Below are 24,717 nucleotides of genomic sequence, written 5' to 3'. Positions count from 1 at the left end.
GCTTCAGGAGGCCTGAGGAACGTTGTCCGCGACCGGACCCCTGTTCGGGGAGCACATTTTCCGCTCCAGCCTCGCGGATCCCCACAACCCGCGCCGGTCCGCCTGCGTCAGGACGATTGGTGTTGCTCGAAGGCGGGCTCAAGGAGATCGACGACCAGTTGTCCGGCCGCAACTCGCGCAGCCGTGACGAACTCGCGGGCGCCCGGTTGACGCGGACGATCGCGGTGCGTCGTGCCGGCGGAATCGCCGCCTCCGGCGAGACTGAGATCAGAAAACTGTCGGTACCCCGCGCTACGGTGCCGCCGTGAATCCCAGGAACGTCAAGATCCTCGACCAGATCCGCACCGAGGCGCTCGTGCGCGGCATCCCGGAACCCGATGTGGAGCGGTGGATGGAGCTCGTCCGCCCGTCCGCGCTCCTGACGCTCGACGGGGACGGGCCCGTCGTGGGCCGGTTCGGCGGTCCCATCATGCTTCCCGCCGACGTCGAGACGCAGCAGTACCCCCTCGTCGCGACCTTCGACTGCGCCGCCCTTCCACGGGAAGCGACGGATCTTCCGTTGCCGTCCGACGGCAGGCTGCTGTTCTTCGGTTATCCGGAAGAGCACGGCATGGGTGAGGTCGTGTACGTGCCGGAAGGCGCGGCCGTCGTGGAGCGGGAGCTGGATCCTGAGTCCTATCCGGCCTGCAGTGAGGACTTCGCGGAGAACCACGACGAGTTCCCGCAGGGCGACATCCACCTGACGATCGACGTGTCGCTGCCGTTCGTGGGCACGGTCGGCGCGCCGCCACCGGTCTATCTCGTGCCGATGCCAGGACATCCTCACGCCGAGGCGCTGGCCGAGGTGTGGGCGGACCAGTGGGGTGGGGCTGCCCTGGTGCTGGGTGGATACGGCACGGACTGCAACGGGAGTGACGCGACCGAGATCGCCGTTCTTTGCGCTGCCGCCGAAGCGAAAGCGCAGCGATGGCCCGGCGGCGGCACGCCGTCGTCCGATGCCGGCGACTGGGTTCTGCTGCTGGAGTTCAACGTCTACCGGTCCGGCGGGGGCGCTGCCATCTTCTGGGTGATCCAGCGCGAAGACCTGATCGCACAACGCTTCGACCGCACCCAGGTCCTCGTGGACTGGAACCCCTGAGATCGACTTCTGGGCTAGAAGGCGTCCTCGGTGAAGTCGCTCGGCGGGTCGTCGTCGAAGTCGTCGCGCGACCGCCTGGGGCGCTGCTGGCCCGCCTCGACGATGTCGTCGAGGTTCTGGCCCTCCCTGATCGCCGTGTACGCCCGCTTCAGCGACGGCATGCTGGTCTGCATCGCACGCTGCACGTCGGGATCGTTGACGGCCTTGCCGGACGCGATGTCCCGCCAGGACATCGCGCCCGAGTCGACCTTGTGCTGCAGGTCCTTCAGCGCGTTCGGCGCGTCCTTCGACCGTGCGAACTTCTCGATCGCGGCGATGTCCGCGGGGGACAGGTCGGCGCCGCGGGTCTGCACCCTGGACGCTTCCAGAGCGACCTTCTCCAACTGCGCGCCCTTGGCGTCGAGATCTGTTTGCCACGCCTGCAACTGCTGGCGTGCGCTGTCGTACGGGAACGTCATTCCGCACCGCCCGAGCTCGAGGAACCGTTCTCCGCCCAGTGCTTTGCCTTCTGCGCGTCCTTGTACTTGTCGTGCGCCTTGTACCCGCCCTTGGCCATGCCCCACGCGCCACTGCCCACGGCGGCCGTGCCGTCGCCGAACTTCTCCGTGCCGTCCTGCCACGTGTCGACCACGTCGAAGAAGTCGTTGACGTCCCGCACGTCAGGGATCTTGGCGAGCGCGGTGCCCCACAGCTTGATGCCGTTGATCATGCCCTTGACGCCTTCGATGAGCGTCTGCATGGACTGGATGAGCTTGCGCACCTGGTCGACGATGTTGACCACGTCGTAGACCATCCACACGGCACGACCCCAGCCGACGAGCGGGATCCACGCCGTCATCGCGGCCTTCATCAGCTTGTCGCAGATCTTGTCGAGCAGGGTCAGCGCGAGTTTCGCGGCCGACCGGCAGGAGCTCGCCATGTTCTTGAACCGGTCGCCGATGAACTTCGCGACCTGCGAGTCCCACTCGATCGCCGTGGTCCACGTGCGACGCATGCGGTTCTCGAAGCTCTGCGCGGCACCGCCGTCCCAGCTCGGCGCGAGTTCCCCGATGCCGTTGTTGACGTTGTGCCGCACGTTGTCCAGCGCCTTGGCGATCCGGTCCCACGCGGCGGCGTTCGCGTCGATCTTCTCGAAGTCGCCCGCCAGCGGCATGACCAGGTCGCGCACCAGGTCGTCGCCGGTCACCTGCTGGTAGATCCAGTTGACGCCCTGGATCTTCCACCCGGCGGCCTCGATCAGCTCCTTGACGGTCTGCCGGCCGGGCCGGTCGTCGGGTGCGGCGCGCAGCGCGACGTTCGGGTCCTCGATGTCCTGGTAGCCGTTGCAGACCGCGCCCGTCATTCGCCGACCCCCAGAAACCGGCCCAGCCAGGACGGGGGCTCCATCTTGCCGCCCGCGGTGTCGATCAGGCAGACCCCGACCTCGTCCGCCTTCTCGTAGACGTGGGCCGACTTGGCCAACGACTCGGCGTCCTGGCTCATCTTCTTGTTGGCGGCCTCGAGGGTCTCGCCGTAGAGCTGCGCGACCCCGGTCACGACGGGGTCCAGCAGCGACAGCAGCCCGGTGAACCCGGACGTGTCCCCACCCTTGACGATCGCGTGCTCCCGGATCGTCAGGAAGTGCTCGGCCTGACGCTCGAGCAGTCCGCTGTAGCCGCGCAGCTCATCCGGCACGACGTGGAACTTCTCTGCCATGGCGGTCATGATGCCTGACGTCAATCCGCGTTTCCGTCGCATTTACCGAAAAAACCCCGAATCACGTCATGAGTGACCGCGCGTGCGCCGGTAGTAATTCCGCCAGTTCACGAAGCAGCGGCAACGGCACCGTGGAGTACTCCGGGGAGCGGTGGTGCGGCTTGATCATGGGGTGGAAGCGTGCCGGGGGCTCGCCTGACCGCGCCAGGGCCGTTCCGATGCGGTGACCGGGGACCTTGAACGCCAGGTCATAACCGTCCACTTCGGACACTCTCGGCAGCCACTCGGACGCCGGGTAGACCGAACCCTGGTGCGTGGTGACCGATACAGGCCGTGCACACCGAAGTTCCGGTCGCCGTCGTCGCTCGTGAGCGACGACGATGAACAACGGCGCCTCGTCGGCAGTGCCGTACGCGTCGTCGACGGACGCCCAGTCCACGTCGTGCAGTCCGGCCGGCGGGGCCGTGGTGCCGCGCAACGGCGGCCGCTCCACACCACTAACAGGGCGCACTCACGAGCCGAACGCCGAATCCACCGCCTTGGTCAGCTCGCCGACGGTCTCGACCAGCGGTGCGACGGGCCTCACCATGTTGTTGAGCCGCTCGAGGGTCCGCGCGATCACGCCTCGATCGGGTTCGGGGGAGTCCAGTTCGTCCTGGAGTTCCTCGGCGACCTCGTCCACCGCGTCGGGGAGCTCCTCGCGGTGGCGTTGCAGCAACGTCATCAGCTCGGTCACGAGCTCGTTGGTCGCCGGTGCGGCGGTGAAGTGCTGGCCGTGGCTGATCGCGCGGGCGTTCTCACCGACCGCCTGGTTGCCGACGTTGCTCACCCCGCCGGACTGCTGGATGCCGTAGTTCGGTGAGCTCTCGGGCATGCTTCTTCCTTCTGTCACGTCGCTTTTCCGGCGGCGGGTTCGGGTGTGGGGAGATTCGTGGTCGCGGTGGCCTCGCTGCCGACCGCCTGGTTGCCGACGTTGCTGATGCCGCCGGTCTGGATGATGCCCTGGTTGAGGATCGTCATCTGGCGGTTGCGGAACTCGGTGGTGTCCACGCCGCGTTCGTCGAGGAAGTCCAGCAGCGCGGCCAGCACGTGTCGTTCGATCAGCTTGAGGTGCTTCGCGGCGTCGGTCTTCTGGAAGTAGTTGTGGTAGTTGGCGTCCGAGGCCTCCTCGCGGACGCTGAAGCGGGCGCCGTAGCTGTAGCCGAGGTCCTGCAGGGCGATCGCCCGCTCCACGGTGCGGTGTCGTTGCCAGCGCCAGTAGAAGGTCACGTCGCGCACCACGCGAAGAGGAGCGCGCGGGACCGCACTGGACAGTCCGCTCGCCGCCCTGGCCAGCATGCGTCCGATCGCGCCCGCGGTGAGCACCGGGCTGATCCGGTCCACGTCGTGGTACTGCTGCCACAGCGGGCCCAGCACCGTCCGGTCGCACTGCAGGTACAGCAGCCGTCCGTCGGTGGAGAAGTGCAGGAACGTGCTGGCGACGACCTCGCTGCCCCACGACGGGACCTGTGCGCACAGGTAGTGCCTCGCCGAGCCGTGCGGGCGCGCGGCGAGCCGGGCCAGGTCCTCGGCCGGCAGGTCCTGTCGTGGCGCCCGGTCGCGCTCGGGCAGGAGAGCCGGATGCATGGTGAGGGCGTTGCCGCTGACGAAGGCCCGCTCGGTGAGGAACAGTCCTGGCAGTTCGTCGGGCTCCACGCCGACGCCCGCCAGCCGGTCCCGCACGTGGGCGACCAGTTCGACGACGTCGAGCGGCACCACGCTCTCGGTGCCGGCGTCGGCGTCAGGTCGCAGTGACGGCAGGGCGAACGACCACGTCGACACGAGCGGGCCGTGGCCGATGAACGGGGTGAAACCGTCGTAGACCGTCACGTTGCCGCGTTCGGCCGCGTCGATCGCCTCCAGCCGGTCGTCCAGCCACGCCTGGCTGGCGGGCATCTCAGGTGCGGTGTCCGGGCGGAACTCGGCCCGGGTGAGCTCGCTCAGCAACGTCTGGCGGGTCCGCCATTCGTTCCACACCACCAGCGCGTACATCACCAGGCCGGTCAGCAGGGCGAGCCAGGGCAGGCCGACCAGCCAGTCGTCGACGGGAGGCTCCGGTCGCGGGCGGCTGCGCGTCGCCGCCGGGGCGGTGCCGAGCGCGGACACGATCGACACGGTCACCAGGACCAGGACGGCCAGCGCGATGAGCGCGAACACGGCGTCGCGCAACCTGCGGGACTCCGCGGCGCGCCGGGCGAGGCCTCCGGCGACGGGAAGGACCACCAGCAACGCCAGGATCGTCCACAGTGGAGAGAGAACGAGGGCCAGCGCCGTCGCCGCGAGCAGGCACCAGTCCCGCACCTGGCGTTGCCGGAGTCCGGCGAGCGCGTGCAGCAGCACCGGGCGCAGCGAGAACCCGACCGACGGCGCCACCGCGTGCAGGTCGCCGGTCACCAGGGCTTTGATCATCCGCTCGGCGAAGCTCTCGTCGGTCCTGGCCGCGACGCACAGGTACCGGGTCGTGTCGTCGGGGGAGAAAGCGGTCGGCCGGCTCATCGATGCTCCTTCACCACAACGACTTCGGTGCGCGGGCAGGGCGTTCACGGTTCGCCGGGTTACGCCGCTGGTTGGCCACGACGGCGCCGAGCACCGACCCGAACAGGACGCCGAACATCGCCGACGTGCCGAGCTGGCTCAGGAAGAAGTCCTCGGCCTGGTCGGGGACGTAGTAGGGAAGTGCCGCTCCCGCGTCGAGCAGAACCACCCCCACCATCCCGGAGACCAGCCCGGCGATCGACGCGCTGAGCGTCGTCAGTCCCACGGTGGCGACGAACAGGGCAACGCCGCCCGCGGCCTCGTTGACCCACCGCGACACCCTTGACAGCCCCGCGACGGCCAGCAGCACGAACAACACCGTTCGCAGGTTCGCGAACCAGAACAGGAACGGGCCGACGCGATCGACGTCCACGTGCCATCTCGGATAGGTCAGCATCACGTCGAGAACGCGAAAAGCCGAATCCGGGTCCGACAGCGCGACGGCGAGTTCCTGGTACGTCCACGGGTTGCCGACGAGCAGGACGAAGCCGACCAGCACGGCGACGCCAGGCGGGAACGAGCGGCGTAAGTGAGGTTCCCCTGGTCCGGTCACACCGGCAAACCTAGATCCTCTGCCGGTCTCACGGCGACGGCCGATCGGCCTATGGGTGACGAGAGGCGAACCGCGAGATGTGCCGCGCCCGGCTGGAATCTCCTGGCAGGTGGACGAGTGTCCACTTCGGCCCGGTGGGCGGGCTCGCCGGGCCACGTGCGGCGATGAATAGGCTTTCACGTTTTAGTCGTGATCGTCAACCATCCGGTGGCCGTTGCTTTTAGGGTTATTCCTAAAGATTGACGGACTTGTTACGTCTCGTTGACAGGGGTCTGGCAGCTCCGCCATGATGGAAAATAGCATAGGAGACCAATGGGAAAGGTTGTTTCGCATTCTGCCCGGCGTGAAAGCGGCCGCCATTTGAGATAGCGCCGATCCGTCCCGGAAATCGCATTTGTGTTCAACGCGGCAGGACCTTGTGGTCGGCGACGCTTTCGTGAGTTGTGATGACAACGATGGCATGCGGCGTTGCCCGGCCGGACAACACGCATTGGAGAGTTGGCGTGTCCCAGGGGAATCTGGAAAAGGGTTTCGATCCCTCGCTCGTGCCCAGCGTCGCGGCGGTCACCTCACCGCACGGCCGTGAGACCGAACTGCGCGCGGTCGAGGACCTGATCTCCGCGATCGGCGCGGGCGGCCAGGCGCACGTCGTCGTGCTCCAGTCCGAGTCGGGTTCCGGGAAGACCTGGTTGCTGGAGCGGGCCGCGGCGCTGGCGGCACGGCACGGGTTCGCCGTCGTGGACGGCGTCTCGCCGCGCGCCGGTGCCGGCCGGCCCGTCGCGCTGGTCGCCGCGCGCAACGGGCGGAGCGAGGACGACCGCATCGCCGTGCTGGCGGCACGGTGCGAGGCACAACTCGCCGGGCACCTGCGGCATGAGCCGGTGCTGGTCGTCGTGGACGACGTGCAGTGGGCGGAGCTGGCTCTGCTGCACGCGTTCGGCGTCGTGATGGCGAAGCTCGGCGCGGCGCCGGTGCTGTGGATGTTCGCGCTGGACTCGGCGCACGCCGAGGCGCCGAACGGCCAGCTGCTGCACTCGCTGGTCCGGCAGCACCGGGCGAAGAGACTCGGCCCGCTGGAGCCGCTGTCCGGCGCCGCGGTCGTCAGCCTGGTCGAGGACGTGCTCAAGGCCACGCCCGATCCGGGTGTCATCGCGCTGTGCGAGAGCGTCGGGGGTGAACCGCGGTCCGTTGTGGACCTCGTGCTGGCCCTGCGGCAGGAGCAGTGCCTCACCCTCGCCGGCGGGGTCGTCGAGCTGGCGCACGAGGCCGTGACGGCAGGTATGCCGTCGGCGGTGGAGGCCGAACCCGGCGCGCGGCTGCCGGAGGCGTTCGTGCGCATGGTCCGCTCCCGGCTGGGGCGGTTGTCGCTGCGGTCGCGGGAGGTGCTCCAGGTCGCGGCTGTGCTCGGCGACAGGTTCCCGCCGCAGGACCTCGCCGAGATGCTGGGCGAGCGGACGTCGCAGCTGCTCGGGCCCCTGCAGGAGGCCATCCGCGCCGGCGTGATCGACAGCGACGGGGACGAGTTCACGTTCCACCGCGAACCGGTCTGGCTGGTCGTGCTCGGCACCGTGCCCGCGTTGCTGCGCACGATGCTGCACCGGCAGGCGGCAACGATGCTGGTCGAGCAGCGCCGTGCCGAGGCCGCCGCCGTGCATCTGGTGCACTGCGCGAAACCGGGCGACGAAGGTGCCATCCGGATCATCCGGGAGGCGGTCCTCGGACTGCTCCCCACCGCGCCGCAGACCGCCGCCGCGCTCGCCACCCGCGGCCTCGAGATCGCCTCCCCGGACAGCGCCGACCGGGTGGTGCTGGCCACCACCGCCGTCGCCGCGCTGGTGCGCCTGGGCGACCTCGGCGCCGCCGTCGACCTCGCCACCGAACAGCTGCGCAGGTGCGCGGGGGAGTCGTCGGCCTCGCTGCGCAACTGGCTCGCGACGGCGTTGATGCTGCGCGGCGACGAGGCGGCGGCGAAGGACGTGGTCGCCGACCGGCGGGAGGACCACGAGTCGTGGCCGGATCTGTTGCTCCTCAACACCTTCTCCGGCGAGGAACGACGTGAGGTCGTCGACGTGGCGGACCAGGTGCTCGCCGATCCCGGCGCCCACAGCGACGCGGTCCGGGCGGCCGCGCTCACCGTCCGCGCGCGGGTGCGGTGGCGCGAGGGTGAGCTGACCGAGGCGCTGGCCACCACCGACGAGGCCATCGCGCTGCGCCCGGACCCGGCCGAGGTCTGCCAGGCGGACCCGCTGTGGATGCGGGCCTGGATGCTCACCAGGGTGCGCAGGCTCGACGACGCCCTGGCGACGGTCGAGCAGGTGCGCCGCACGATCGACGAGCAGAACATGAGCGTGCTCAGCTCGCTCCCGCTGGCCCTGCGGGCAGAGGTCCTCCTGGTCAAGGGTGACCTGGCCGCCGCGGAGGCCGACGCGACGGCGGGCCTTCAGGCGTCCGAACGGGCCGGCACGCCGATGTACGAACCGCAGCTGCGGGCCGTGCTGGTGATGGCGGCGCTGCGGCGGGGCGACCTGGCGGCGGCGACCCGGCACCTGCGCGGCCTGGAGAGTCGCGCGCCCGGCGGTCAGCCGTTCCTGTTGCGCTGTCTGCTGTCCGCGCTGCTCACCTCCGCCGGCCGTGGCGCGCGGGAGGCGATGGAGGAACTGCGCGAGGTGATCGAGGACCCGGCCTCACGCCGGCGGCTGGTCCTGGAGGACCCGTCGTCGACGTCCTGGGCGGTGCGCACGGCGCTGAGCGCGGGGGAGACCGACCACGCCAAGCTGATCGTCGTCACCGTCGAGGAGATCGCCGGGGCGAACCCGGAGCACTCCGCGTTCGTCGCGGCCGCACGGCACGGCCGGGCGCTGCTCGAAGGCGACGTCGCGGGCCTCGCCGGCCTGGAGGACCTCTACGGCGCCGACGTGTGGGCGGTGGCGTCGTTGGTCGAGGACCTGGGTTCGCTGCTGCGCGACGAGGACCGCGACCGCGCCGTGCTGGAGCTCAACCGCGCGATGGAGCGCTACGACGAGTTCGGCGCGGCGTGGGACGCGGCACGGGTGCGACGCAAGCTCCGGCGGCTCGGCGTGCGGCGCCGGCACTGGAACTACGAGGCCCGTCCCGACTCGGGCTGGGAGAGCCTCACCACCACCGAGGCGAAGGTCGCCGCGCTCGTCGCGGCCGGCCTGACCAACCGGCAGGTGGCCACCGAGCTGTTCGTCTCCCCGCACACCGTCGGGTTCCACCTCCGGCAGATCTACCGCAAGCTGGACATCCGGTCCCGCGTCGACCTGGCCCGCATCGCGCCGTGACCCGTCATCCCGACCGGGTCACGACGACGCTGTGCGGCCCGTGGAACACGATGTCGTGCGGGAACTTCACACTGTCCACTGTGTAGTCGCCCAACGCCGCGAGGAGCAGGCCCAGCCCGATCTCCAGCTCGGCACGGGCCAGCGCGGCGCCGAGGCAGTAGTGGATGCCGAGACCGAAGCCGGTGTTGCGCCCACCGGCACGGCTCAGGTCCAGTGAATCCGGTGCGGCGAACCGGGCAGGGTCACGGTTCGCCGCACCGAGCATCACCATCACCCTGGTGCCGGCCGGGATCTCCACGCCCGCGACGACGGCGTCCTGGTGCGCCCACCGCCCGACGGCCTGCACGGGCGGGTCGAACCGCACGAGCTCCTCGACGGCGGTCGGGGTCACGCCGCGCCGCAGTTCCGCGAGCGCCTCCGGCCGGGACGCCAGCGCCAGGACCGACTTGCTCAGCACGTTCGTCGTCGTCTCGTGCCCGGCGGTCATCAGGTGCACGCAGGTGCCGACGATCTCGTCCGACGACAACGGTTCGCCGCGAGTCTGGGCGGAGACCATCAACGACACCAGGTCGTCACCGGGCTCGAACCGCAGAGTCCGCATCAGCGCGAGGAAGTAGTCCCGAAGCTCTCGCGCGGCCCGGTCGGCGACGGCGTGCGCGTCGGGGTTCGCCGCCGCCCGGACGCTGCTCGCCTCCTGAAGGTCGACCGCCCTGTCCCGCAACCACTCCGAGTCCTCGCGCGGCACGCCGAGCAGTTCGGAGATGACCAGGATCGGCAGGGGTGCGGAGAACCTCTCCACGAGGTCGAACGTCCGGGGCAGGCCGGTCAGCAGGTCCCGGGCGATCTCGGTGATCCGCGGCCGGAGGTTCGTCACCACCGACGGCGAGAACTCCTTGTTCAGCACCGATCGCAGCTCGGTGTGCCGCGGTGGGTCGAGGAAGACCAGCCAGTTCTCCACGAGCGTGCGCAGCGCCGAGGGCACCGACACCGGGCTGCCCCCGCCCGACGGCGACCGGCGGCCGAACGAGGCGCCGGTCAGCACCTCGACCGCGGCGTCGTGACCGAACACGTAACAGGTGCCGTCCGCGAAGTGCACGGGCCCGGCCGCGAGGTAGCGGGCGAACACCGGGAAGGGGTCGTGCAGGTCCTCGTCCGGCCAGTCCTTCAGGGAGAACGGCTTCATCGCGCACCTCCGCGCACGGTGTCCGCGATCGTCCCGGCGTCCGCGGGCAGGTCCGTTCCCCGCCACGCCACGTGCCCGTCCGGCCGCACCAGGACGAACGGCCGCTCGTAGGCGGTCGCGATCTCCGGCGCGTCCAGCCTCTCCGCGCGGAACGGGATCCCGCGTGAGTCGAACGCCTCCGCGAACGCCGCGAGCCGTGCGGAGTCCTCGAAGTGCGCCAGCACGAACCCGTCCCCGAACAGGTCCAATGTGGACATGCCGTCCTTCACCCACGCGTGCGGCGCGCGGGATCCCGGCCGGGTGTTCGGCCTGCGGTCCTCGAGGTTCTCCGCGGTCGGGTCGTCGATGACGAGCCCGGACCCGGCGTAGGTGAACCCGAGGTGGATCTCCGGCGCGTCGAACTCGCGGGCCACCCCGCCGCGTTGCAACCCCTCGCTGATCTTCGCCCGCATCGCCGCGCCCTGCGGGGTGTCGTCGTTCAGGAACGGCGGCACCTCGCGGCGCATCGCCCGTTCCAGGTTGCGGTTCGCCTCCTCCAGCCCCTCGAACGCGACGGGCTGACGTTCCAGCGTGTAGCTGTCGAGCAGGTCGGGCCCTGCCCACCCGCGCAGCTCGGCGGTGAGCTTCCAGCCGAGGTCGGCGGCACCGCAGATGCCGGTGTTCATGCCGAACCCGCCCGACGGCGACAGCGTGTGCGCCGAGTCCCCGACGAGGAACACCCGGCCGGAGCGGAAGTTCTCGGCGACCCGGTGCACGAGGTGCCACTCGTTGTCGGACAGCACCTCGACCGGCGTGTCGAACGCGATCGCCTTGCGCACCAGCGTTTCGGCGTCCTGCGTCGACTCCGGCGACCCCTGCAGGCCGACGGTCATCCGGTACAGCCCGCGGCCGTCCAGGGCGCGGACCGGGAAGCGCAACGCCGAGGAGATCATCAGGTAGAAGAAGTTCGCGACCTTGTCACCGAGCCGCTCACGCAGTTCGGGCGCGTGGAACAGGACGTTGCGGAAGACCAGCGTGTCGTGCACGGCGGGCGCGGCGATGCCGAGGTGCTTGCGGATCGGCGAGCTGGCGCCGTCGCAGGCGATCAGGTAGCGCGCCCGCACCTCGGTGCCGTCGCTGAGCACCGCGGTCACGCCGGTGCCGTCCTGCGTGAACGACTCCAGCCGCGTGCTCATCCGCACCGGCCCGTCCGGATGCACGCCCAACGCCTTGCGCAGCAGGGGACCGAGCCAGTGCTGCGGGCAGATCGCGTCCGGTTCCGGAGTGTGCCGGAAGTCCGGGCGGGTGCCCATCGTGTGGCGGGGCAGCCGGAACAGCTCGTGCCCGCCGATGCGGGTCGTCCACACGCAGTCCAGCGGGTGGTCGTCGGGCCAGCCCGAGTGGCGGATGTCGTCCGCGACGCCCCAGCGGCGGAAGAACTCCATGGACCGCGGCCCGATGCTGGACACCTTGGGGTGACCGACCGTGCCGTCGCCGGCCTCGACCAGGACGAAGGCCACGCCTCGCGAACGCAGTTCCAGCGCGGTGGCCATGCCGGTCGGCCCGCCGCCGACGATGATCACTTCGGCGTCGAGCACGTCGTTCTCCCCTGAGTTCCTGGCCGCGTTCATGCCGCGCCACCACGCATGCGGCGGTAGCCGGACGCCACGAGCGGGCGTTCGACCGTGGTGCCGGCGTGGATCTCCTGCGCCGCGGCGAGACCGGACTCGATCGCGCCCTCGATCCAGGCCGGGTAGGTCGAGCAGTGCTCGCCCGCGAAGAACAACGTGCCCTGCGGTTTGGCCGCCAGCGCCCGTTCCTCCTCGGACGTCGCGACGTCCTTGCTCCACCGCACCGACGCGGCCCCCATGCTGGAGAAGTCCTCGCCCCAAGCCTGGGTCACCACGTCGAGCACCATTCCCGGCTTCTTCAACTCGGGGTGGATCCGGCCGAGCTCGTCGAGCACGACGCGTTCCCGCTGCTCCGGCGAGATCCGCGCCAGCGCGTCGGCGTCCGGGCCGATCGTGTAGCTGGCGAGCAACGCCGCGCCGAGCCGGGGATCGCTCTCGACCGGCGGGTAGTAGGTCTGGCGCACCAGGCCGCCGGTGAACGAGCCGCCGCCGCTGATGCCGTCGCTCTCCCAGAACGCGTCCTTGCAGTGCACCGCGATCTTCGTCGCGGGCCAGTACTGCATGTCGTGCACGGTCGCGAGCTTGTCGTCGTCCAGGCCGCTCAGGTTCATCCGCCGCACGACCGAGAACGGCACGGTGCACAGCACGTAGTCGCAGTGGCTCGCGACGACGTCCAGGCCGCGCCTCGTCTCCACGACCACGCCGTCCGGACGGACGTGCAGGCCGACCACCTGGCGGCCGCGGTGCACCGGTCCGCGCAGGCTCTCGGCCAGCCTGACGGTGATCTGGTCCATCCCGCCCTCGAGCCGGAACAGCGCCGACGACGTCTCGACGGTGATGTCGTCGAAGAAGTGCGCGAGGCGGCTGCGCGCGGCGAACCTCGGGTTGCCGGCGAAGAACCGGTTGACGTCGAGGCGCTCGATGCCGCCGGTGCTCACGAAGTACGGCCGCACGTCGATGCCGTCGAGCAGGTCCAGCAGCTCCAGGTTCAGGTCGCTGTGCAGGTTCGTGCGGAACGCGCCGGGCGCGACGGCGTTGACGCTCGCGGTCAGCCACGTCGCCGCGAGCACGGACTCCTCGCGGTACTCGCCGGCCGGCAGGCCGCGGCGGAACTCCTCGACCAGCACCGAAGTCGCCTCGCGTACCCGCAGGTGCCCGGCATGGGTCTCCAGGTAGCTGGCGTCGTCGGAGAACAGCGTGCGGAACTGCCGGACCCGATCACTGAGCCCCAGCAGGTCGATCCACTGCATGGTCCGGTGGTGCGAGGCGGGGATGCGCATGGCGCCGAGCTCGGCGAGCGGCCCCCTGCCGACGAACGCGTGCGTGCGGACGCGCCCGCCGACCTCCAGCCGTGCCTCGAGCACCTGGACGCTGTGGCCCAGGCGTTCCAGCTCGTGCGCCGCGACCAGCCCGGCGACCCCCGCGCCAAGCACCGTGACCCGCTTCGGCCGCTGCGGCCAGTGTTGTCCGCCGGACAGGACGTTCGTGTGCACCGGACTCATGGGCTGAATCGTCCCGCCGCCTCGTACGGCCCCACATCCCTCAGTGCGGCCGCGGCGCACGCGGTTCCGCGTGCCCAACCCGCTCACTGGAGCAGTTCATACCGCGCGAGACAACGGTTTCTCACCGGCACGGGGGTGTGCTGGTCCGTCCACCCACGACACTGGGGCCTCGCTCTCGTGAGGAGGCCTGTGATGCCGGTGCGCACCGCTGAAGTCGTCCAGCGAACGACCACCGTGCGTGGACACGACGGCCTGCGGCTGGCCGCGACAGCGGTCCTGCCCGCTGGTGAACCCCGTTGCACCGCACTGCTGTTGCACGGGGAGGGCGCCGACCGGGACCAGGGCGGGTTCTACGTCCGCCTGGCCGCGGAACTAGCCGGCCTCGGCGTCGCCAGCCTGCGCGTCGACCTGCCGGGACACGGCGACAGCGAGGGCACGCAGGAGGAACTGAGCCTGTCCGGCCTCCTCAACGTCATCAGCGCCTCGCTGACCCACCTGCGCGACCACGAGGGCCCCGGCCCGGCGATGCTCCTCGCCACCGGCCTGACCGGCGGCGTCGCAGCCGGATACGCCGCCCGCAGGGCCGACGAGGTGGCGAAGGTCGTGCTGTTCAACCCGCTGATCGACTACCAGGAGCACTTCGCCGACGCGAACCCCGCGTGGTCAGGGGGTTTCCTCGGCACGGAGGCCGGTCGCGCACTGCTCGCCGACGGACACCTGCGCGTCTCGGACACCTTCGTGGTCGGCCGCGCGATGCTGAACGAGGTCTTCTGGCTCCAGCCGCGCGGCGTGCTGCCGGTGATCACCGCGCCCACCCTCGTCGTGCACGGCGCCGGCCCGACGGACGTACCGGCGTCCTCCTCGCGCAGCGCGGTGGAGGCGCTGACCTGCCCGAGCCGCCTGGTCGAGATCGCCCCGCCCGTCGACGCGCACTGGCAGGCCCCGGCGATCCGGGTGACGACGGAGTGGCTGCTCGGATCGCACTGAGTGGAGCCCTCGCGGGAACCGGTGCCAGCCACCGCAGGCCGACCCGCGCGGTGTCACCCGGCGGCCGCCAATGCAAGGCGACCACCTACGAAGGTCCGGCGCGCGGTGTCACCCGGCGGCCGCCAATGCAAGGCGACTACCGACGAAGGTCTGGCGCGCGGTGCCACCCGGCGCCCGCCCTCGCAAGGCGACCACCTACGAAGGTCCGGTGCGCGGTGCCACCCGGCGCCCGCCCTCGCAAGGCGACCACCTACGAAGGTCCGGTGCGCGGTGCCACCAGGCGCCCGCCCTCGCAAGGCGACCACCTACGAAGGTCCGGCGCGCGGTGCCACCCGGCGCCCGCCCTCGCAAAGCGACCACGTACGCGGCCTGGTGTGGCGATGCGAAGCGAGCCGTGTGAACCTGTGCCGCCTGGGTGGCGGTGCACCCCGCTCATGGCGATTGGGGCTTTACCTTGAGTGGGCGGGATGCTCCCCTCACGGGCACGGCCGGGCGCTTTTCAGCCCGGCCTTTTCCGGCCGTCAAGCATCCCGCCAGAGGCTCAAGGTCAAGCCCCAATCGCAACCCCGCACTTCGTCCCGACCCGCGGAACCACCCTCGCAAGGCGACCACCCGCACGGAACGCGACCAACCCCGCTGGAACGCGACAAACGCCCCCAAGCCGACCCGCGCGAATCCAACCGGCGGATGCAACGCGACACGCCCCCGCCCTGAAACGCGAATGGCCCCTCACCCAAGCCGGCGAGGAGCCATTCCCACACCGCATCACGCGATCCGCGGCCAGGAAGCGTACTGGCGCAGCCCATACAGCAACGGCTGTGCCGCCGACCGGTGCACAACCTGCTGAACGCCACCGAACACGACCACGTGCGTGCCGGTGCGGTGCATGTGGTCGACCTTGCAGTCGGCCGCCGCGTGAGCGTCGTCCACCAGGTGCGGGCCGCCGACGGACTCCGGGTGTTCCCAGGTCACCTGCCGGAACCGGTCCGGGTCACCGGACGAGAACAGTTCCGCGGCCGACCTGGCCTCGTGGTGCAGCAGGTTCACGGTGAAAGAACCGTTGTGCGTCAACGCGTCCAGCGTGGGACTGCTGTCCCGCAGGCACACGAGCAACGTAGGCGGGTCCAGCGACACGCTCGACAGCGACGACACGGTCATGCCCCAGGGCCTCAGATCCCGGTCGAACGCGGTCACCACCGCGACACCGGTCGGGTAGGCGGCCATCAGCGAACGGAACTGGGTGCTCACAAAGGAACCTCCTCTCGTGCCGCACCGACCTTCCTCGTGATCAGGTCCAGCGCCGGACCGGTCAACGCGGTGGTCGTCAACGCCATCACCAGCAGGGCGACGAACAGTCCCGGCGTGAGCAGGCCGGCGGCGAACCCGATCTGCAGCACCACGATCTCGGTGAGGCCGCGCGTGTTCACCAGCACGCCGATCCGCAGGGACGTGACCTCGTCCTCGCCGCCCCAGCGGGCACCGGCGTAGCCGCCGCCGACCTTGCCGACGATGCCGAGCACGATCGCCAGCACCACACCGACCCACGGGAAGGCGGTCACCCCGCTGGTGGACAGCGTCGCGCCGGCGACCACGAAGAACACCGGTACGAACACCCTGCCCACTTTGCTGACCAGGCCGACGACCTGCGACCACGCCTCGTTCTTCGGCACCATCACGCCGACGACGAACGCGCCGAAGATGGCCGTGAGCCCGAGGGAGTGCACCGCTGTTCCCGCACCCAGCGCCACCAAGGCGAGGACGAGCGCCGTCGTGCGCGGCCGGCCTGCGGCGAACCCGGTGGCGGGAGCCGACCCGAGCACCCTGTTGCCCGCCACCGCGATCAGCGCACCGGCGCCGATGGTCGCGAACGCCAGCCACACGCCGCCGAGACCGCCCGCGCTGAGCCCGAGCGCCACGGCCAGCAACAGCCACGCCGGCGTGTCGATCAGCACCGACGCCATCATCGACAGGCCGGAGGCGCGGCCGAGATCCGACCGCTCCTCCAGGATGCGCGCGAGCACCGGCACCGCGGTGACGCTCAGGGAGACCGCGAGCATGATCACCAACGCGAGTGTCGGCGCGGTGCCGCGCACGTCGGCAGGTGCCAGCCAGACCGCCCACGCGGCGAACGCGAGACCGGTCAGCAGCGGGATCACGAAGGCACCGAGGCTGATCCGGCCGAGCGCCCTGCCACGCCATCCGCCGGAGCCCCGGTCTAGGTGGTGCACCACGCCGACGAGGAAGAGCACCAGCCCCGCCTCGCCGATCTGCTTCAGCGCACCGGTGATGTCCGGGGGCAGCACCGCGGTGAAGACGCTCTTGCCGAACGCGGCCAGCAGGACCGGACCGAGCAGGACGCTCAGCGCGATCTCGCCGATCACCGTGGGCATCCGCAGCGCCCGCGCGAGCAGCCGGCCGAGCGCCGCGACCGCGTAGAACGCGACCAGGAGTGCGACCAGGTGGAGTGCGTTCTGCAGCAACGCCATCACCTCGCTCGGTGCAGCTGGGCGAAGTACTCGTACTGGGTGGGCAGCGTGCGGGCGAGCTCCGCGGCCTGTTCCCCTACGAGCTTGAACTCGTGCTGGGCCGACGACGGGTCCATCAGGTTCAGCGCGGGCGACGACTTCAGGTCGAGGCCGCCGAGCCCGAGCAGCATGCATACGTAGGAGTAGGCCTCGAACCCGTGGTAGTGCGGGAAGACCGACTCACCGTCGGGCAGCCGCGTCTGCCAGCGCTCCAGCCGCTCGGCGAGACCGTCGGGCAGCGAACGGGTCTTGGTGTCCTTCCAGTACTGGTTGTCCTGGCGCTTGGCGGCGTAGTAGTGCACGACGAGGAACTCGCGCACGCCGTCCATCACGTTGTTGACCAGCCGGTTGTACGACGTGCGCAGGCCGTCGTCCCATCGGGCGTCCGGGAAGTGCTTCACCAGCTGCTCGATGGCGTGCTGGATGAAGAAGATCCCGGTGGACTCCAGCGGCTCGACGAACCCGCTGGACAGGCCGATCGCGACGCAGTTGTTCACCCAGTGCCTGCTGCTGCGGCCGATGCGCATCTTGATGTGGTTCGCGTCGGCGTGCTCGGCGGCCGGACCCACGAACGCGCGCAACGTCCGTTCGGCCTCCTCGGGCGAGATGTAGTCACCGGCGTAGACGTAGCCGGTGCCGATGCGGTCGAACAGCGGGATCGTCCAGATCCAGCCGGCGTCCTGCGCGGTGGCCGTCGTGCACGGGCGCAGGCCCCGGTTCTCCATGTCCTGCGGCACCCGCAACGCCACCGCGCTGTCGTTGGGCAGTGAGTCCTGATAGGACACGAAAGGCTCGGCGAGCGCCTTGCCCAGCAACAGACTCCGGAAGCCGGTGCAGTCGATGAACAGGTCGCCGGTGAGGTTCCCGTGCTCCTTGGTGACCACGTGGCTGATCCAGCCGCGGTCGTCCAGCGTCACGTCCAGCACGTCGTCCAGGACGTGCGTGACACCCCGCGCGACCGCGTAGTCGCGCAGGTAGTTCGCCACTAGCGTCGCGTCGAAGTGGTAGGCGTACGGGAACTGCGTGGTCTGCTCGGACAGCGTCGTCCGGTAGGCGCTGCGCTGACCCAGGCCGCCCTCGAACAGCTCGCCGTCCCTGTGCCGCGGCGACTTCAGGTCGTCGCACAGCGTGCCGACCAGGAAGCAGTCCTTGTCGAAGCGGCCGGACCTGTTGTCGCGCAACCACCAGTCCGTCAGCGGGAAGCCGTCGACGACGCGCTGCCGTTCGAACGGGTGGTAGAAGTGGTGCCCCGGCTCGCGCCAGTTCTCGAACCTGATGGCGAGCTTGTAGGTGGCGTTGCAGGCGGGCATCCACTCCTTCTCCTCGAGGCCGAGGTACTCGAAGAAGTGCCGGACCGTGCTGAACGTCGCCTCGCCGACACCGATCGCGCCGACGCGCGCCGACTCGACGAGCGTGACGTTGATCCGGTCGCCGAACGCGGCCGTCAGGTAGGACGCGGTCATCCAGCCGGCCGTGCCCCCGCCGACCACCACTACGTTCTTCAACATCGGTCATTCCTCCGGTTCGTGGTCACTCGGCAACGGCGTGGATCAGGCTCTGCGGGGACGAGGTCGCGGTGATCTCGGCGCGACGCAGCCCCGCCGCGCGGAACAGCGCGTCGTACTGGTCGAGGTCGCGCTCACGGCCGGCGTTGACGGCGAGCATCCCCAGGTCGAGCAACGGGGCGAACCCCGGTTCTCCCACCGGTCCCAGCGGCATCTCGACGACGACCACCCGTCCGCCGGGGCGCAACGCCTTGCGGCAGTTGGTGAGGATCTCGACGCACGACTCGTCGTCCCAGTTGTGCAGCACGGCCTTGAGCAGGAACAGGTCGCCCTCGGGCACCGAGTCGAAGAACGAGCCGCCGGTGAAGGTGCAGCGGTCGCCGAGCCCGGCCTTCTCCGCCTCCGCCACCGCGGTCGCCTCGACGGTCGGCAGGTCGAACACGATGCCCCGCAGGCCCGGGTTCGCCTTCAGCAGCGGGTGCAGCAACGCCCCGTTCGCGCCTCCGACATCCACCGCGGTGGTGAGACCCGTGGTGTCGAGCAGTGCGCCGATCTCGCGCGACAGGCCGTCGGTCAGCTCGGTCATGGAGTTGGTGAACCGCTCCCACTCCTGTGGCTGCGACTGGAAGTACGTCCAGATGTCACTGCCGAGCGCGGCCGTGGTCTGCGGCTCGCCGGCGCGCACGGCGTCCGGGAACCTGCCCCAGGACAGCCAGTGCCCCGGTGAGCCGTGCACGATCGCGATGTCGCGGAACGAACCCGGCACGCCTTCGCGCAGGGTCTCCAGCAACGGCGTGCTCACGAACCGGCCGTCGTCGTAGGCCACGAGTCCCTGCGAGGCGCAGGCGCGCAACAGCCGCAGCATCGTGTCGGCCTCGACGCCCGTCAGCGCAGCGATCTCGTCGAGGGTCAGCGAGGACTCGGCGAGGTGGTCGGCGATCTTGAGCTCGGCGACGGCGTGCACGACCTGGGTGATCCAGTACCCCGTGATCATCTGCATCATCCGTGCCTGCGGCGGCATTCCCGGTGCGGTCATCGGACGGTTCCCTCCGGCGCTTTCTCCTGGGTGCGAACGTGTTCTGGCCGGAAGCCGAGCCCGATGACGCGGCTCATCAGCCACTGGGCGACACCGAGCTTCTCGAAGATCTTCGGCGCGGGCGGCTGGCCGGAACCGTCGAGCGCCTCGTCGATGCCGAACTTCTGCGTGGCGCGTTGAAGGCCCTGGGACAGCGCGACAGCGCGTTTCCTGCGCTTGCGCACCAACGCGAGCAGGTCGTCGTCGAACGGCTCGCCGTCCTGGGCCCGCAGGAGTGCGGCGGTGAGGAGGTTCGAGGTGGCGACGGCGTCCTGCACCGCGAGGTTCACGCCGAAGCCCGCGACCGGGGACATCGCGTGCGCGGCGTCACCGATGAACAGCAGACCGGGCTCGTGCCACCGCTCCAGCCGGTCGATCCGCGCCTCCAGCGGGCTCAACTGGTCCAAAGAGGACACCTCGTGCGCCCGGTCGGCGAGGAACGGCACCAGTTCGGCGAGGTCCGCGCGGAACTTGTCGAGGCCCTCGCGCCGCACCTTCTCCATGCCACCGGTGGACGTCTCGTACGACATCTGCCAGTAGGTGCGGCGGTCGGTGGCGCCAAAGATCTTGCCGTTGCCGATCCGCACGCAGATGCCCTCGTCCGGATCGGTGTCCCTGCGGGAGATCCGGAAGAAGATGACGTCCAGCGAACGGCCGATCAGCGTCGGCACGAAACCCGAGTCCTCCCTGATCACCGAATGTCGTCCATCCGCCGCGACCACGAGCGTCGAACGGATCTCCCGCTCGCCCTCGGGTCCGCGCACGCGCAGACCGGCGACCCGTCCGTTCTCCCGCACCACGCCCAGCGCCTCGGTGTTCATCAGCAACCGGAATCCGGGGTACTTCTTGGCTTCCGCGGTGATGAGGTCGAGGAAGTCCCACTGCGGCACGAAGGCCATGTACGGGTAGCGGACCTTCAAGCGGCGGAAGTCGGCGATGTCGATCCGTTTGCCGTCCTGCACGACGCCGATCGTGCTGACCTTCTGGTGCGGAAGTTCGTGGAACCGGTCGATCAGGCCGAGCTCGTCGAGGATCTGGAGGGTCGCCGGGTGCACGGTGTCGCCGCGGAAGTCGCGATGGAAGTCGGAGTGCTTCTCCAGCACCACGACGTCCACCCCGGACCGCGCCAGCAGGAGTCCGAGCACCGCTCCCGCCGGGCCGCCGCCCGCGACGCACACTGTCGTCTTCTCGGTCATCACAGGTCTTTCAGGTCCATGGTGCGCAACGAGTCACCGATGAAGGCGAGCAGGTCGCCGACGGTCGGGGTGAGGCCGAAGCCGGCGCACTTGCGGGCGAGATCCGCCACCTCGTCGAACTCGCGGGCCATCCACTCGACCGCGACGTCGGGCCGGGAGATGTACTCCGGCGTGGAGTCGAGCTCGAACGACGGGCCCGCGGTGCGGCCGGGCCGTCCGGACGGCAGCGTGACGATCAGCTCGCCGAGCGGCCGCAGCACGCCGGTCATGATGTCCAGCGACCAGTTCATCAACCGGGAGCGGCGCAACGACCTGTCCGGGCTGTACCCGAAGTGCTGCACCATCAGCTGCATCGCCATGAAGTACGACCGGTTGAACGCCCTCATGGCGATCCGGGCCGGCTCGTGCGTCACGTGGTCCATGGCCGCGTTGCCCGGCTTCAGCGTGGGGTTGCGCATCACCGGGTAGGCGGGGTTCCACGGGATCCTGCGGTCGTTGGGACCCTTGGCGCGTTCCGCGATCAGCATCTCGGAGATGCGCAGGAACGTGTCGAAGTGCGACTCCTCCTCCGGCAGCGTCGAGGGGATCTGGCCACCTTCGCCGTGCTCGGTGACGAAGTCGATGGCGAACACCGCGCTCGCCACGTCGTCGACTTCCAGCTGGTAGTCGGGGTGCACCGCGTTGACCGACTCGCGCATGAACAGGTGGTGCGCGCCGCCGCCGCGGCCCTTCTTCACCAGGAACACGCCCGGCACCGCCTGCACGCCCTCGCGGATCGCCGCGTACAGCTCGCTCAGCGACCCGTACTGGTACGGCTCGCCGTCCGTGCGCAGGACCGTGGAGTCGTTGCCCTCGATCTCCTCGATCAGGTCGTGCGGTTGTTCCAGCGCCACGAACCGTTGCACGCTGGCCAGGTTCAGCGCCTCCAGCGAGAACTCGAGCGGTACGCAGATGTCGCTGTTGAACGTGCCGAAGTCGAGCTTGGGCAGGTGGAACGGCCTGCCCATCGCCATCAGGATGTTGTTGATGGCGAGGAAGTGCATCATCTCCTCGCGAGCGACGGACATCAGGCTGCCGCGGATGCCGTTGCTCCACGTCTCGGTGCCTTCGCCGCACGCCGTGAGCAGCTGCTCCTCGGTCCACTCACCGCGCTCGACGAGCTTCTTGCCGGCGCCGTGGGTCGGGACGCTGTAGGCCGCGTACAGGTACTGGATCATGGTGGCCAGCTCGATCGCCGCCGCCTGGTACAGCGCGTGCAACAGCTGGTCCTTCGTGGTGATGGTGCCGAGCTTGCGTTGCTGCGGAACGAAAGTAGGTGGGGTCTGCCGCTGGGCGTCGTCGGCGAGCAGGTAGCGCAGCATCATCCGGATCTGTGGTGCGCTCATGTCGCGCGTCGGCGGCATGTAGAACGTCTTGCCCTTGTGCTCGGGCGCCGACACGTGCCAGATCAGGCGGGCGTAGGGCTCGACCTTGAACTCGTCGGCGAGGCTCAGCACCTCCGACCGCATGAACGAGTACTGAAGCTCGTAGTACGCCAGGGCTTCCCGGTACAGCGTGCGGAAGGTGATCTCGTCGTCCGGCAGGTCGTCGAGGTGCCAGTGGTTCGGCAGCACCCGCACCGCGACCGAGCCGACCGACGACCAGTAGCCCTGGTCGTCGTCGTTGTCGTAGCGCTCGGCCGCCGTGTCACCCCGCGGTTGCGGCGTGGACTCCGGACGGAGCAGGACCCTCGTCGCTCCACCCCGCACGCCCTTGAGGGTGATCGTGCCGCGGCCGTGCTCGTCGGTCGAGAGCACCTGCTCGGCCTGGTACTCGGCCTGTCCGGTGGGCAGGAACACCACGAGCTGAGCGGTGTCGCGGTCTTCGGCCAGCGGCAACGCGGCGGGGTTCACGTACTGCCGGACGTGGACGCGGTCGACGCGCGCGGGCACCCCGCGCAGGTACGAGCGGACGGGGATCTCGACGGCGTGGTCCTCACCGGTCCTGGTGTTCTCGTGCTCCAGGAACAGCGCGGCCTCGTCGGACTCGACGACGGTCTCCTCCTCGCGCGACAGCACGGTGCCCTCGCGGTCGGTGATCACCAACGCCTCGGCGGGGTTGCCGCTGCCACCGTCCACACGCGACGCCACGACCACGCCGAACGAGTCCGATGTGGATGCGAAAGTGGCGAGCAGCGTGCCTGACGCCGTGCGGACTTCCAGATCGGTGTCCGGTCGCGCGGTGATGAGGTTCGCGGTGACGTGCTCGTCGGTGACGTGCACGGAGACGTTGTGCAGCGAGGAACCCGTGGTGCGCGGCGTGAGCAGCCGCCCGGCCGGATAGCTGCGCAGCTCGTCGCGGTGCCAGGCCGCGACGGTTCCCCGCAGCTGCCAGACGTCGGGCTGGCCCACACCGGTGTGCTTCTGGTCGGTGAGCGCGAACTGGACCACCAGGCCGTCCGCGTCGTTCTCGACCACCTCGCGCAGTCGCGTGAGCACAGGGGAGTCCGCGACGCCGTCGAGCCAGTGCAACCCCTCGGCCTTGTCGACGGCGAACTGGTGCAGGACGGTGTGGAACTGGTTCCAGCGCGGCGGGCACAGGCCGTTCACGTCACCGGTCACGAGGTAGGGAACGTCGTGGGAGCGGCCCGACCTGCCGAGCGCGAGCTGGCCGACCATCAGCGTGGTGGTCCAGTTCGAGGCGGGGTCGACGTCGAACACGCGCGAGCGGTTGGCCGTGCCCGCGGTGTAGTCGCAGAAGTGGCCCCAGAAGTCGAGCTGCCGCCCGACCACCAGGTCGCCGGTGCCTGCGTCGCCGGGAGTGAGCTCGGTGCCGACGACCTTCGCGTCGACCCAGAAGTGGCCGTTGCCCTCGAAGTTGTGGCCCTTCGAGTCCGCCAGGAAGTCGTAGTAGTCCTGCACGGGACGGTCGGTGTCGAACACGCCCTGGTCGTCGATGGCCTGGTTGGTCTCGAGGTCGAGCCAGCCCGCCCGCGGCCCGGTGGGCAGGCGGGTGATCGCCGTGCCCGCGAAGTGCAGGCGGGGGAGGTGGAAGACGCTCATGCGTTGTCCCAGACGGCCGCGCTCATCGTGGGGATGAGGTCCTTGGTGATCCGCACGCCGGGCAGCGCCTTCTCGTACTGGAGCCCGAACTCCGTGTCGGTGAGCGGCATCGCCGCGGCGCTCATCTCGAGCCAGCGCGGGTGCAGCATCATCCGGACCGAGTCGCACGCGGCATCGACGTCGCCGGAGACGTCGTAGATGATCTTGCCGGTCTGGAACGCGTAGGCGCTCTGCTCGGCCGGGGCCGCCGCGCCGTCGGGCTGGGTCACGTCCACGATCACCAGCCGGCCGCCGGGGGCGACGAGGGCGCGCAGCACGGGCAGCACCTCGTCCGCGGGTCCCAGGTGGAACACCGCGTTCACCGACATCACGAGGTCGAACAGGCCGTCGCGCTCGGGCGTCAGGTCGGCGGCGTCGCGGCACTCGTAGCGCACCGGCACCCGCGTGGGTTTCGTCGCCGCGATGTCGAGCATCTTCTGGGACAGGTCGACCCCGACCACGTCGTCGTACCGGTCGGCGAGCAGGCCGCAGTTGTTGCCGCCGCCGCACCCCACGTCCAGCGCGCGGGTACCGGCGGGCAGCTGCTCGACGAGCCAGGACCGCACCGGACTCGTGGCGGCGTCACGGATGACCGTGAAGCGCTCGTACAGTTCGGCCAAGTCGTCGAAAAACGCTTCGGGTGCGGCGCTCATTGAGGTCCCTCGGCTTCCGGCAGTCCACCATGTGATCGCTTCCACCATCGAGCGTCCGGTGGCCGTGGAGAAGGACGGCACCGAGAACCTGCGCGCTCGCGCAGGGTGATCCGCCGATCACGCTCCACTACGGGCGATG

21 protein-coding genes are annotated in these 24,717 nt (G+C 70.0%); 4 read left to right on the top strand and 17 right to left on the bottom strand.

Annotated elements, in window-relative coordinates:
* The first annotated feature begins 119 nt into the window (after positions 1 to 119).
* Positions 120 to 308 (top strand): hypothetical protein, encoded by a 189-nt coding sequence (locus BM417_RS06925; protein WP_093588935.1) that lies wholly within the window; start codon positions 120 to 122, stop codon positions 306 to 308.
* Positions 305 to 1,138, top strand: coding sequence for a DUF1963 domain-containing protein (locus tag BM417_RS06920; RefSeq protein ID WP_093588933.1), 834 nt, complete (start codon positions 305 to 307; stop codon positions 1,136 to 1,138). The genes BM417_RS06925 and BM417_RS06920 overlap by 4 nt, the downstream gene beginning before the upstream one ends.
* A 14-nt stretch (positions 1,139 to 1,152) precedes the next feature.
* On the opposite strand, the gene BM417_RS06915 is transcribed toward BM417_RS06920, so the two are convergent.
* From BM417_RS06915 to BM417_RS06885, 7 genes are all read right to left on the bottom strand, one after another.
* Complete coding sequence (locus tag BM417_RS06915) at positions 1,153 to 1,596, bottom strand: hypothetical protein (RefSeq protein WP_093588932.1); 444 nt, start codon at positions 1,594 to 1,596, stop codon at positions 1,153 to 1,155.
* Complete coding sequence (locus BM417_RS06910) at positions 1,593 to 2,480, bottom strand: WXG100 family type VII secretion target (RefSeq protein WP_093588931.1); 888 nt, start codon at positions 2,478 to 2,480, stop codon at positions 1,593 to 1,595. Before BM417_RS06910 ends, BM417_RS06915 begins: the two co-directional genes overlap by 4 nt.
* Positions 2,477 to 2,833 carry a hypothetical protein gene (locus BM417_RS06905; RefSeq protein ID WP_143138543.1) on the bottom strand — a complete coding sequence of 119 codons (357 nt, stop codon included), beginning with the start codon at positions 2,831 to 2,833 and terminating at the stop codon, positions 2,477 to 2,479. The genes BM417_RS06910 and BM417_RS06905 overlap by 4 nt, the downstream gene beginning before the upstream one ends.
* A 61-nt stretch (positions 2,834 to 2,894) precedes the next feature.
* Positions 2,895 to 3,326: a hypothetical protein gene (locus tag BM417_RS06900; RefSeq protein WP_093588930.1), complete on the bottom strand. Its 432-nt coding sequence runs from the start codon at positions 3,324 to 3,326 to the stop codon at positions 2,895 to 2,897.
* 18 nt (positions 3,327 to 3,344) lie between these two features.
* Positions 3,345 to 3,707 (bottom strand): hypothetical protein, encoded by a 363-nt coding sequence (locus BM417_RS06895; RefSeq protein WP_093588929.1) that lies wholly within the window; start codon positions 3,705 to 3,707, stop codon positions 3,345 to 3,347.
* Between the two features lie 14 nt (positions 3,708 to 3,721).
* Entirely contained in the window at positions 3,722 to 5,368 is a 1,647-nt protein-coding gene (locus BM417_RS06890) for a hypothetical protein (RefSeq protein WP_093588928.1), read from the bottom strand.
* A 10-nt stretch (positions 5,369 to 5,378) separates the two neighbouring features.
* Positions 5,379 to 5,960 carry a hypothetical protein gene (locus tag BM417_RS06885; RefSeq protein ID WP_143138542.1) on the bottom strand — a complete coding sequence of 194 codons (582 nt, stop codon included), beginning with the start codon at positions 5,958 to 5,960 and terminating at the stop codon, positions 5,379 to 5,381.
* A 503-nt stretch (positions 5,961 to 6,463) separates the two neighbouring features.
* Here BM417_RS06885 and BM417_RS06880 point away from each other — a divergent pair.
* A complete protein-coding gene (locus BM417_RS06880; RefSeq protein WP_143138541.1) occupies positions 6,464 to 9,262 on the top strand; it encodes an ATP-binding protein in 2,799 nt (932 codons plus the stop codon).
* A gap of 4 nt (positions 9,263 to 9,266) precedes the next feature.
* On the opposite strand, the gene BM417_RS06875 is transcribed toward BM417_RS06880, so the two are convergent.
* Genes BM417_RS06875 through BM417_RS06865 form a run of 3 tightly spaced genes read right to left on the bottom strand, consistent with a single transcriptional unit; the run spans position 9,267 to position 13,557 of the window.
* A complete protein-coding gene (locus BM417_RS06875) occupies positions 9,267 to 10,445 on the bottom strand; it encodes a cytochrome P450 (protein WP_093588925.1) in 1,179 nt (392 codons plus the stop codon).
* Positions 10,442 to 12,055 carry an FAD-dependent monooxygenase gene (locus BM417_RS06870; RefSeq protein WP_093588924.1) on the bottom strand — a complete coding sequence of 538 codons (1,614 nt, stop codon included), beginning with the start codon at positions 12,053 to 12,055 and terminating at the stop codon, positions 10,442 to 10,444. Before BM417_RS06870 ends, BM417_RS06875 begins: the two co-directional genes overlap by 4 nt.
* Positions 12,052 to 13,557: a flavin monoamine oxidase family protein gene (locus tag BM417_RS06865; protein WP_093588923.1), complete on the bottom strand. Its 1,506-nt coding sequence runs from the start codon at positions 13,555 to 13,557 to the stop codon at positions 12,052 to 12,054. The genes BM417_RS06870 and BM417_RS06865 overlap by 4 nt, the downstream gene beginning before the upstream one ends.
* Before the next feature lie 192 nt (positions 13,558 to 13,749).
* On the opposite strand from BM417_RS06865, the gene BM417_RS06860 reads away from it, so the two are divergent.
* Positions 13,750 to 14,544 carry an alpha/beta hydrolase gene (locus tag BM417_RS06860; protein WP_093588922.1) on the top strand — a complete coding sequence of 265 codons (795 nt, stop codon included), beginning with the start codon at positions 13,750 to 13,752 and terminating at the stop codon, positions 14,542 to 14,544.
* 765 nt (positions 14,545 to 15,309) lie between these two features.
* Here BM417_RS06860 and BM417_RS06855 read toward each other — a convergent pair.
* The 7 genes from BM417_RS06855 to BM417_RS06825 are packed head-to-tail and all read right to left on the bottom strand — an operon-like array spanning position 15,310 to position 24,578.
* Positions 15,310 to 15,792: a flavin reductase family protein gene (locus tag BM417_RS06855; RefSeq protein ID WP_245821745.1), complete on the bottom strand. Its 483-nt coding sequence runs from the start codon at positions 15,790 to 15,792 to the stop codon at positions 15,310 to 15,312.
* Positions 15,789 to 17,030 carry a cation:proton antiporter gene (locus tag BM417_RS06850; protein WP_093588921.1) on the bottom strand — a complete coding sequence of 414 codons (1,242 nt, stop codon included), beginning with the start codon at positions 17,028 to 17,030 and terminating at the stop codon, positions 15,789 to 15,791. The genes BM417_RS06855 and BM417_RS06850 overlap by 4 nt, the downstream gene beginning before the upstream one ends.
* On the bottom strand, positions 17,030 to 18,577 hold the full coding sequence (locus tag BM417_RS06845; protein ID WP_093588920.1) for a tryptophan halogenase family protein: 1,548 nt from the start codon (positions 18,575 to 18,577) through the stop codon (positions 17,030 to 17,032). Before BM417_RS06845 ends, BM417_RS06850 begins: the two co-directional genes overlap by 1 nt.
* 22 nt (positions 18,578 to 18,599) lie before the next feature.
* Complete coding sequence (locus BM417_RS06840; RefSeq protein WP_093588919.1) at positions 18,600 to 19,610, bottom strand: methyltransferase; 1,011 nt, start codon at positions 19,608 to 19,610, stop codon at positions 18,600 to 18,602.
* Positions 19,607 to 20,845 (bottom strand): FAD-dependent oxidoreductase, encoded by a 1,239-nt coding sequence (locus BM417_RS06835; RefSeq protein ID WP_093588918.1) that lies wholly within the window; start codon positions 20,843 to 20,845, stop codon positions 19,607 to 19,609. Before BM417_RS06835 ends, BM417_RS06840 begins: the two co-directional genes overlap by 4 nt.
* On the bottom strand, positions 20,845 to 23,886 hold the full coding sequence (locus tag BM417_RS06830; RefSeq protein ID WP_093588917.1) for a ferritin-like domain-containing protein: 3,042 nt from the start codon (positions 23,884 to 23,886) through the stop codon (positions 20,845 to 20,847). The genes BM417_RS06835 and BM417_RS06830 overlap by 1 nt, the downstream gene beginning before the upstream one ends.
* On the bottom strand, positions 23,883 to 24,578 hold the full coding sequence (locus tag BM417_RS06825) for a class I SAM-dependent methyltransferase (protein WP_177320322.1): 696 nt from the start codon (positions 24,576 to 24,578) through the stop codon (positions 23,883 to 23,885). The genes BM417_RS06830 and BM417_RS06825 overlap by 4 nt, the downstream gene beginning before the upstream one ends.
* Between the last annotated feature and the right edge of the window lie 139 nt (positions 24,579 to 24,717).

Source organism: Lentzea waywayandensis, assembly GCF_900115955.1.
Lineage (GTDB): Bacteria > Actinomycetota > Actinomycetes > Mycobacteriales > Pseudonocardiaceae > Lentzea > Lentzea waywayandensis.
This window is presented reverse-complemented; position numbering and strand designations above follow the sequence as displayed.

Bases quoted from the DNA above. Each gene is read 5' to 3' on its own strand.
- BM417_RS06905 (WP_143138543.1), bottom strand. From the start codon at position 2,833: ATGGCAGAGAAGTTCCACGTCGTGCCGGATGAGCTGCGCGGCTACAGC.
- BM417_RS06895 (WP_093588929.1), bottom strand. From the start codon at position 3,707: ATGCCCGAGAGCTCACCGAACTACGGCATCCAGCAGTCCGGCGGGGTG.
- BM417_RS06890 (WP_093588928.1), bottom strand. From the start codon at position 5,368: ATGAGCCGGCCGACCGCTTTCTCCCCCGACGACACGACCCGGTACCTG.
- BM417_RS06850 (WP_093588921.1), bottom strand. From the start codon at position 17,030: ATGGCGTTGCTGCAGAACGCACTCCACCTGGTCGCACTCCTGGTCGCG.
- BM417_RS06860 (WP_093588922.1), top strand. From the start codon at position 13,750: ATGCCGGTGCGCACCGCTGAAGTCGTCCAGCGAACGACCACCGTGCGT.
- BM417_RS06910 (WP_093588931.1), bottom strand. From the start codon at position 2,480: ATGACGGGCGCGGTCTGCAACGGCTACCAGGACATCGAGGACCCGAAC.
- BM417_RS06840 (WP_093588919.1), bottom strand. From the start codon at position 19,610: ATGACCGCACCGGGAATGCCGCCGCAGGCACGGATGATGCAGATGATC.
- BM417_RS06865 (WP_093588923.1), bottom strand. From the start codon at position 13,557: ATGAGTCCGGTGCACACGAACGTCCTGTCCGGCGGACAACACTGGCCG.
- BM417_RS06845 (WP_093588920.1), bottom strand. From the start codon at position 18,577: ATGTTGAAGAACGTAGTGGTGGTCGGCGGGGGCACGGCCGGCTGGATG.
- BM417_RS06835 (WP_093588918.1), bottom strand. From the start codon at position 20,845: ATGACCGAGAAGACGACAGTGTGCGTCGCGGGCGGCGGCCCGGCGGGA.
- BM417_RS06915 (WP_093588932.1), bottom strand. From the start codon at position 1,596: ATGACGTTCCCGTACGACAGCGCACGCCAGCAGTTGCAGGCGTGGCAA.
- BM417_RS06875 (WP_093588925.1), bottom strand. From the start codon at position 10,445: ATGAAGCCGTTCTCCCTGAAGGACTGGCCGGACGAGGACCTGCACGAC.
- BM417_RS06830 (WP_093588917.1), bottom strand. From the start codon at position 23,886: ATGAGCGTCTTCCACCTCCCCCGCCTGCACTTCGCGGGCACGGCGATC.
- BM417_RS06825 (WP_177320322.1), bottom strand. From the start codon at position 24,578: ATGAGCGCCGCACCCGAAGCGTTTTTCGACGACTTGGCCGAACTGTAC.
- BM417_RS06870 (WP_093588924.1), bottom strand. From the start codon at position 12,055: ATGAACGCGGCCAGGAACTCAGGGGAGAACGACGTGCTCGACGCCGAA.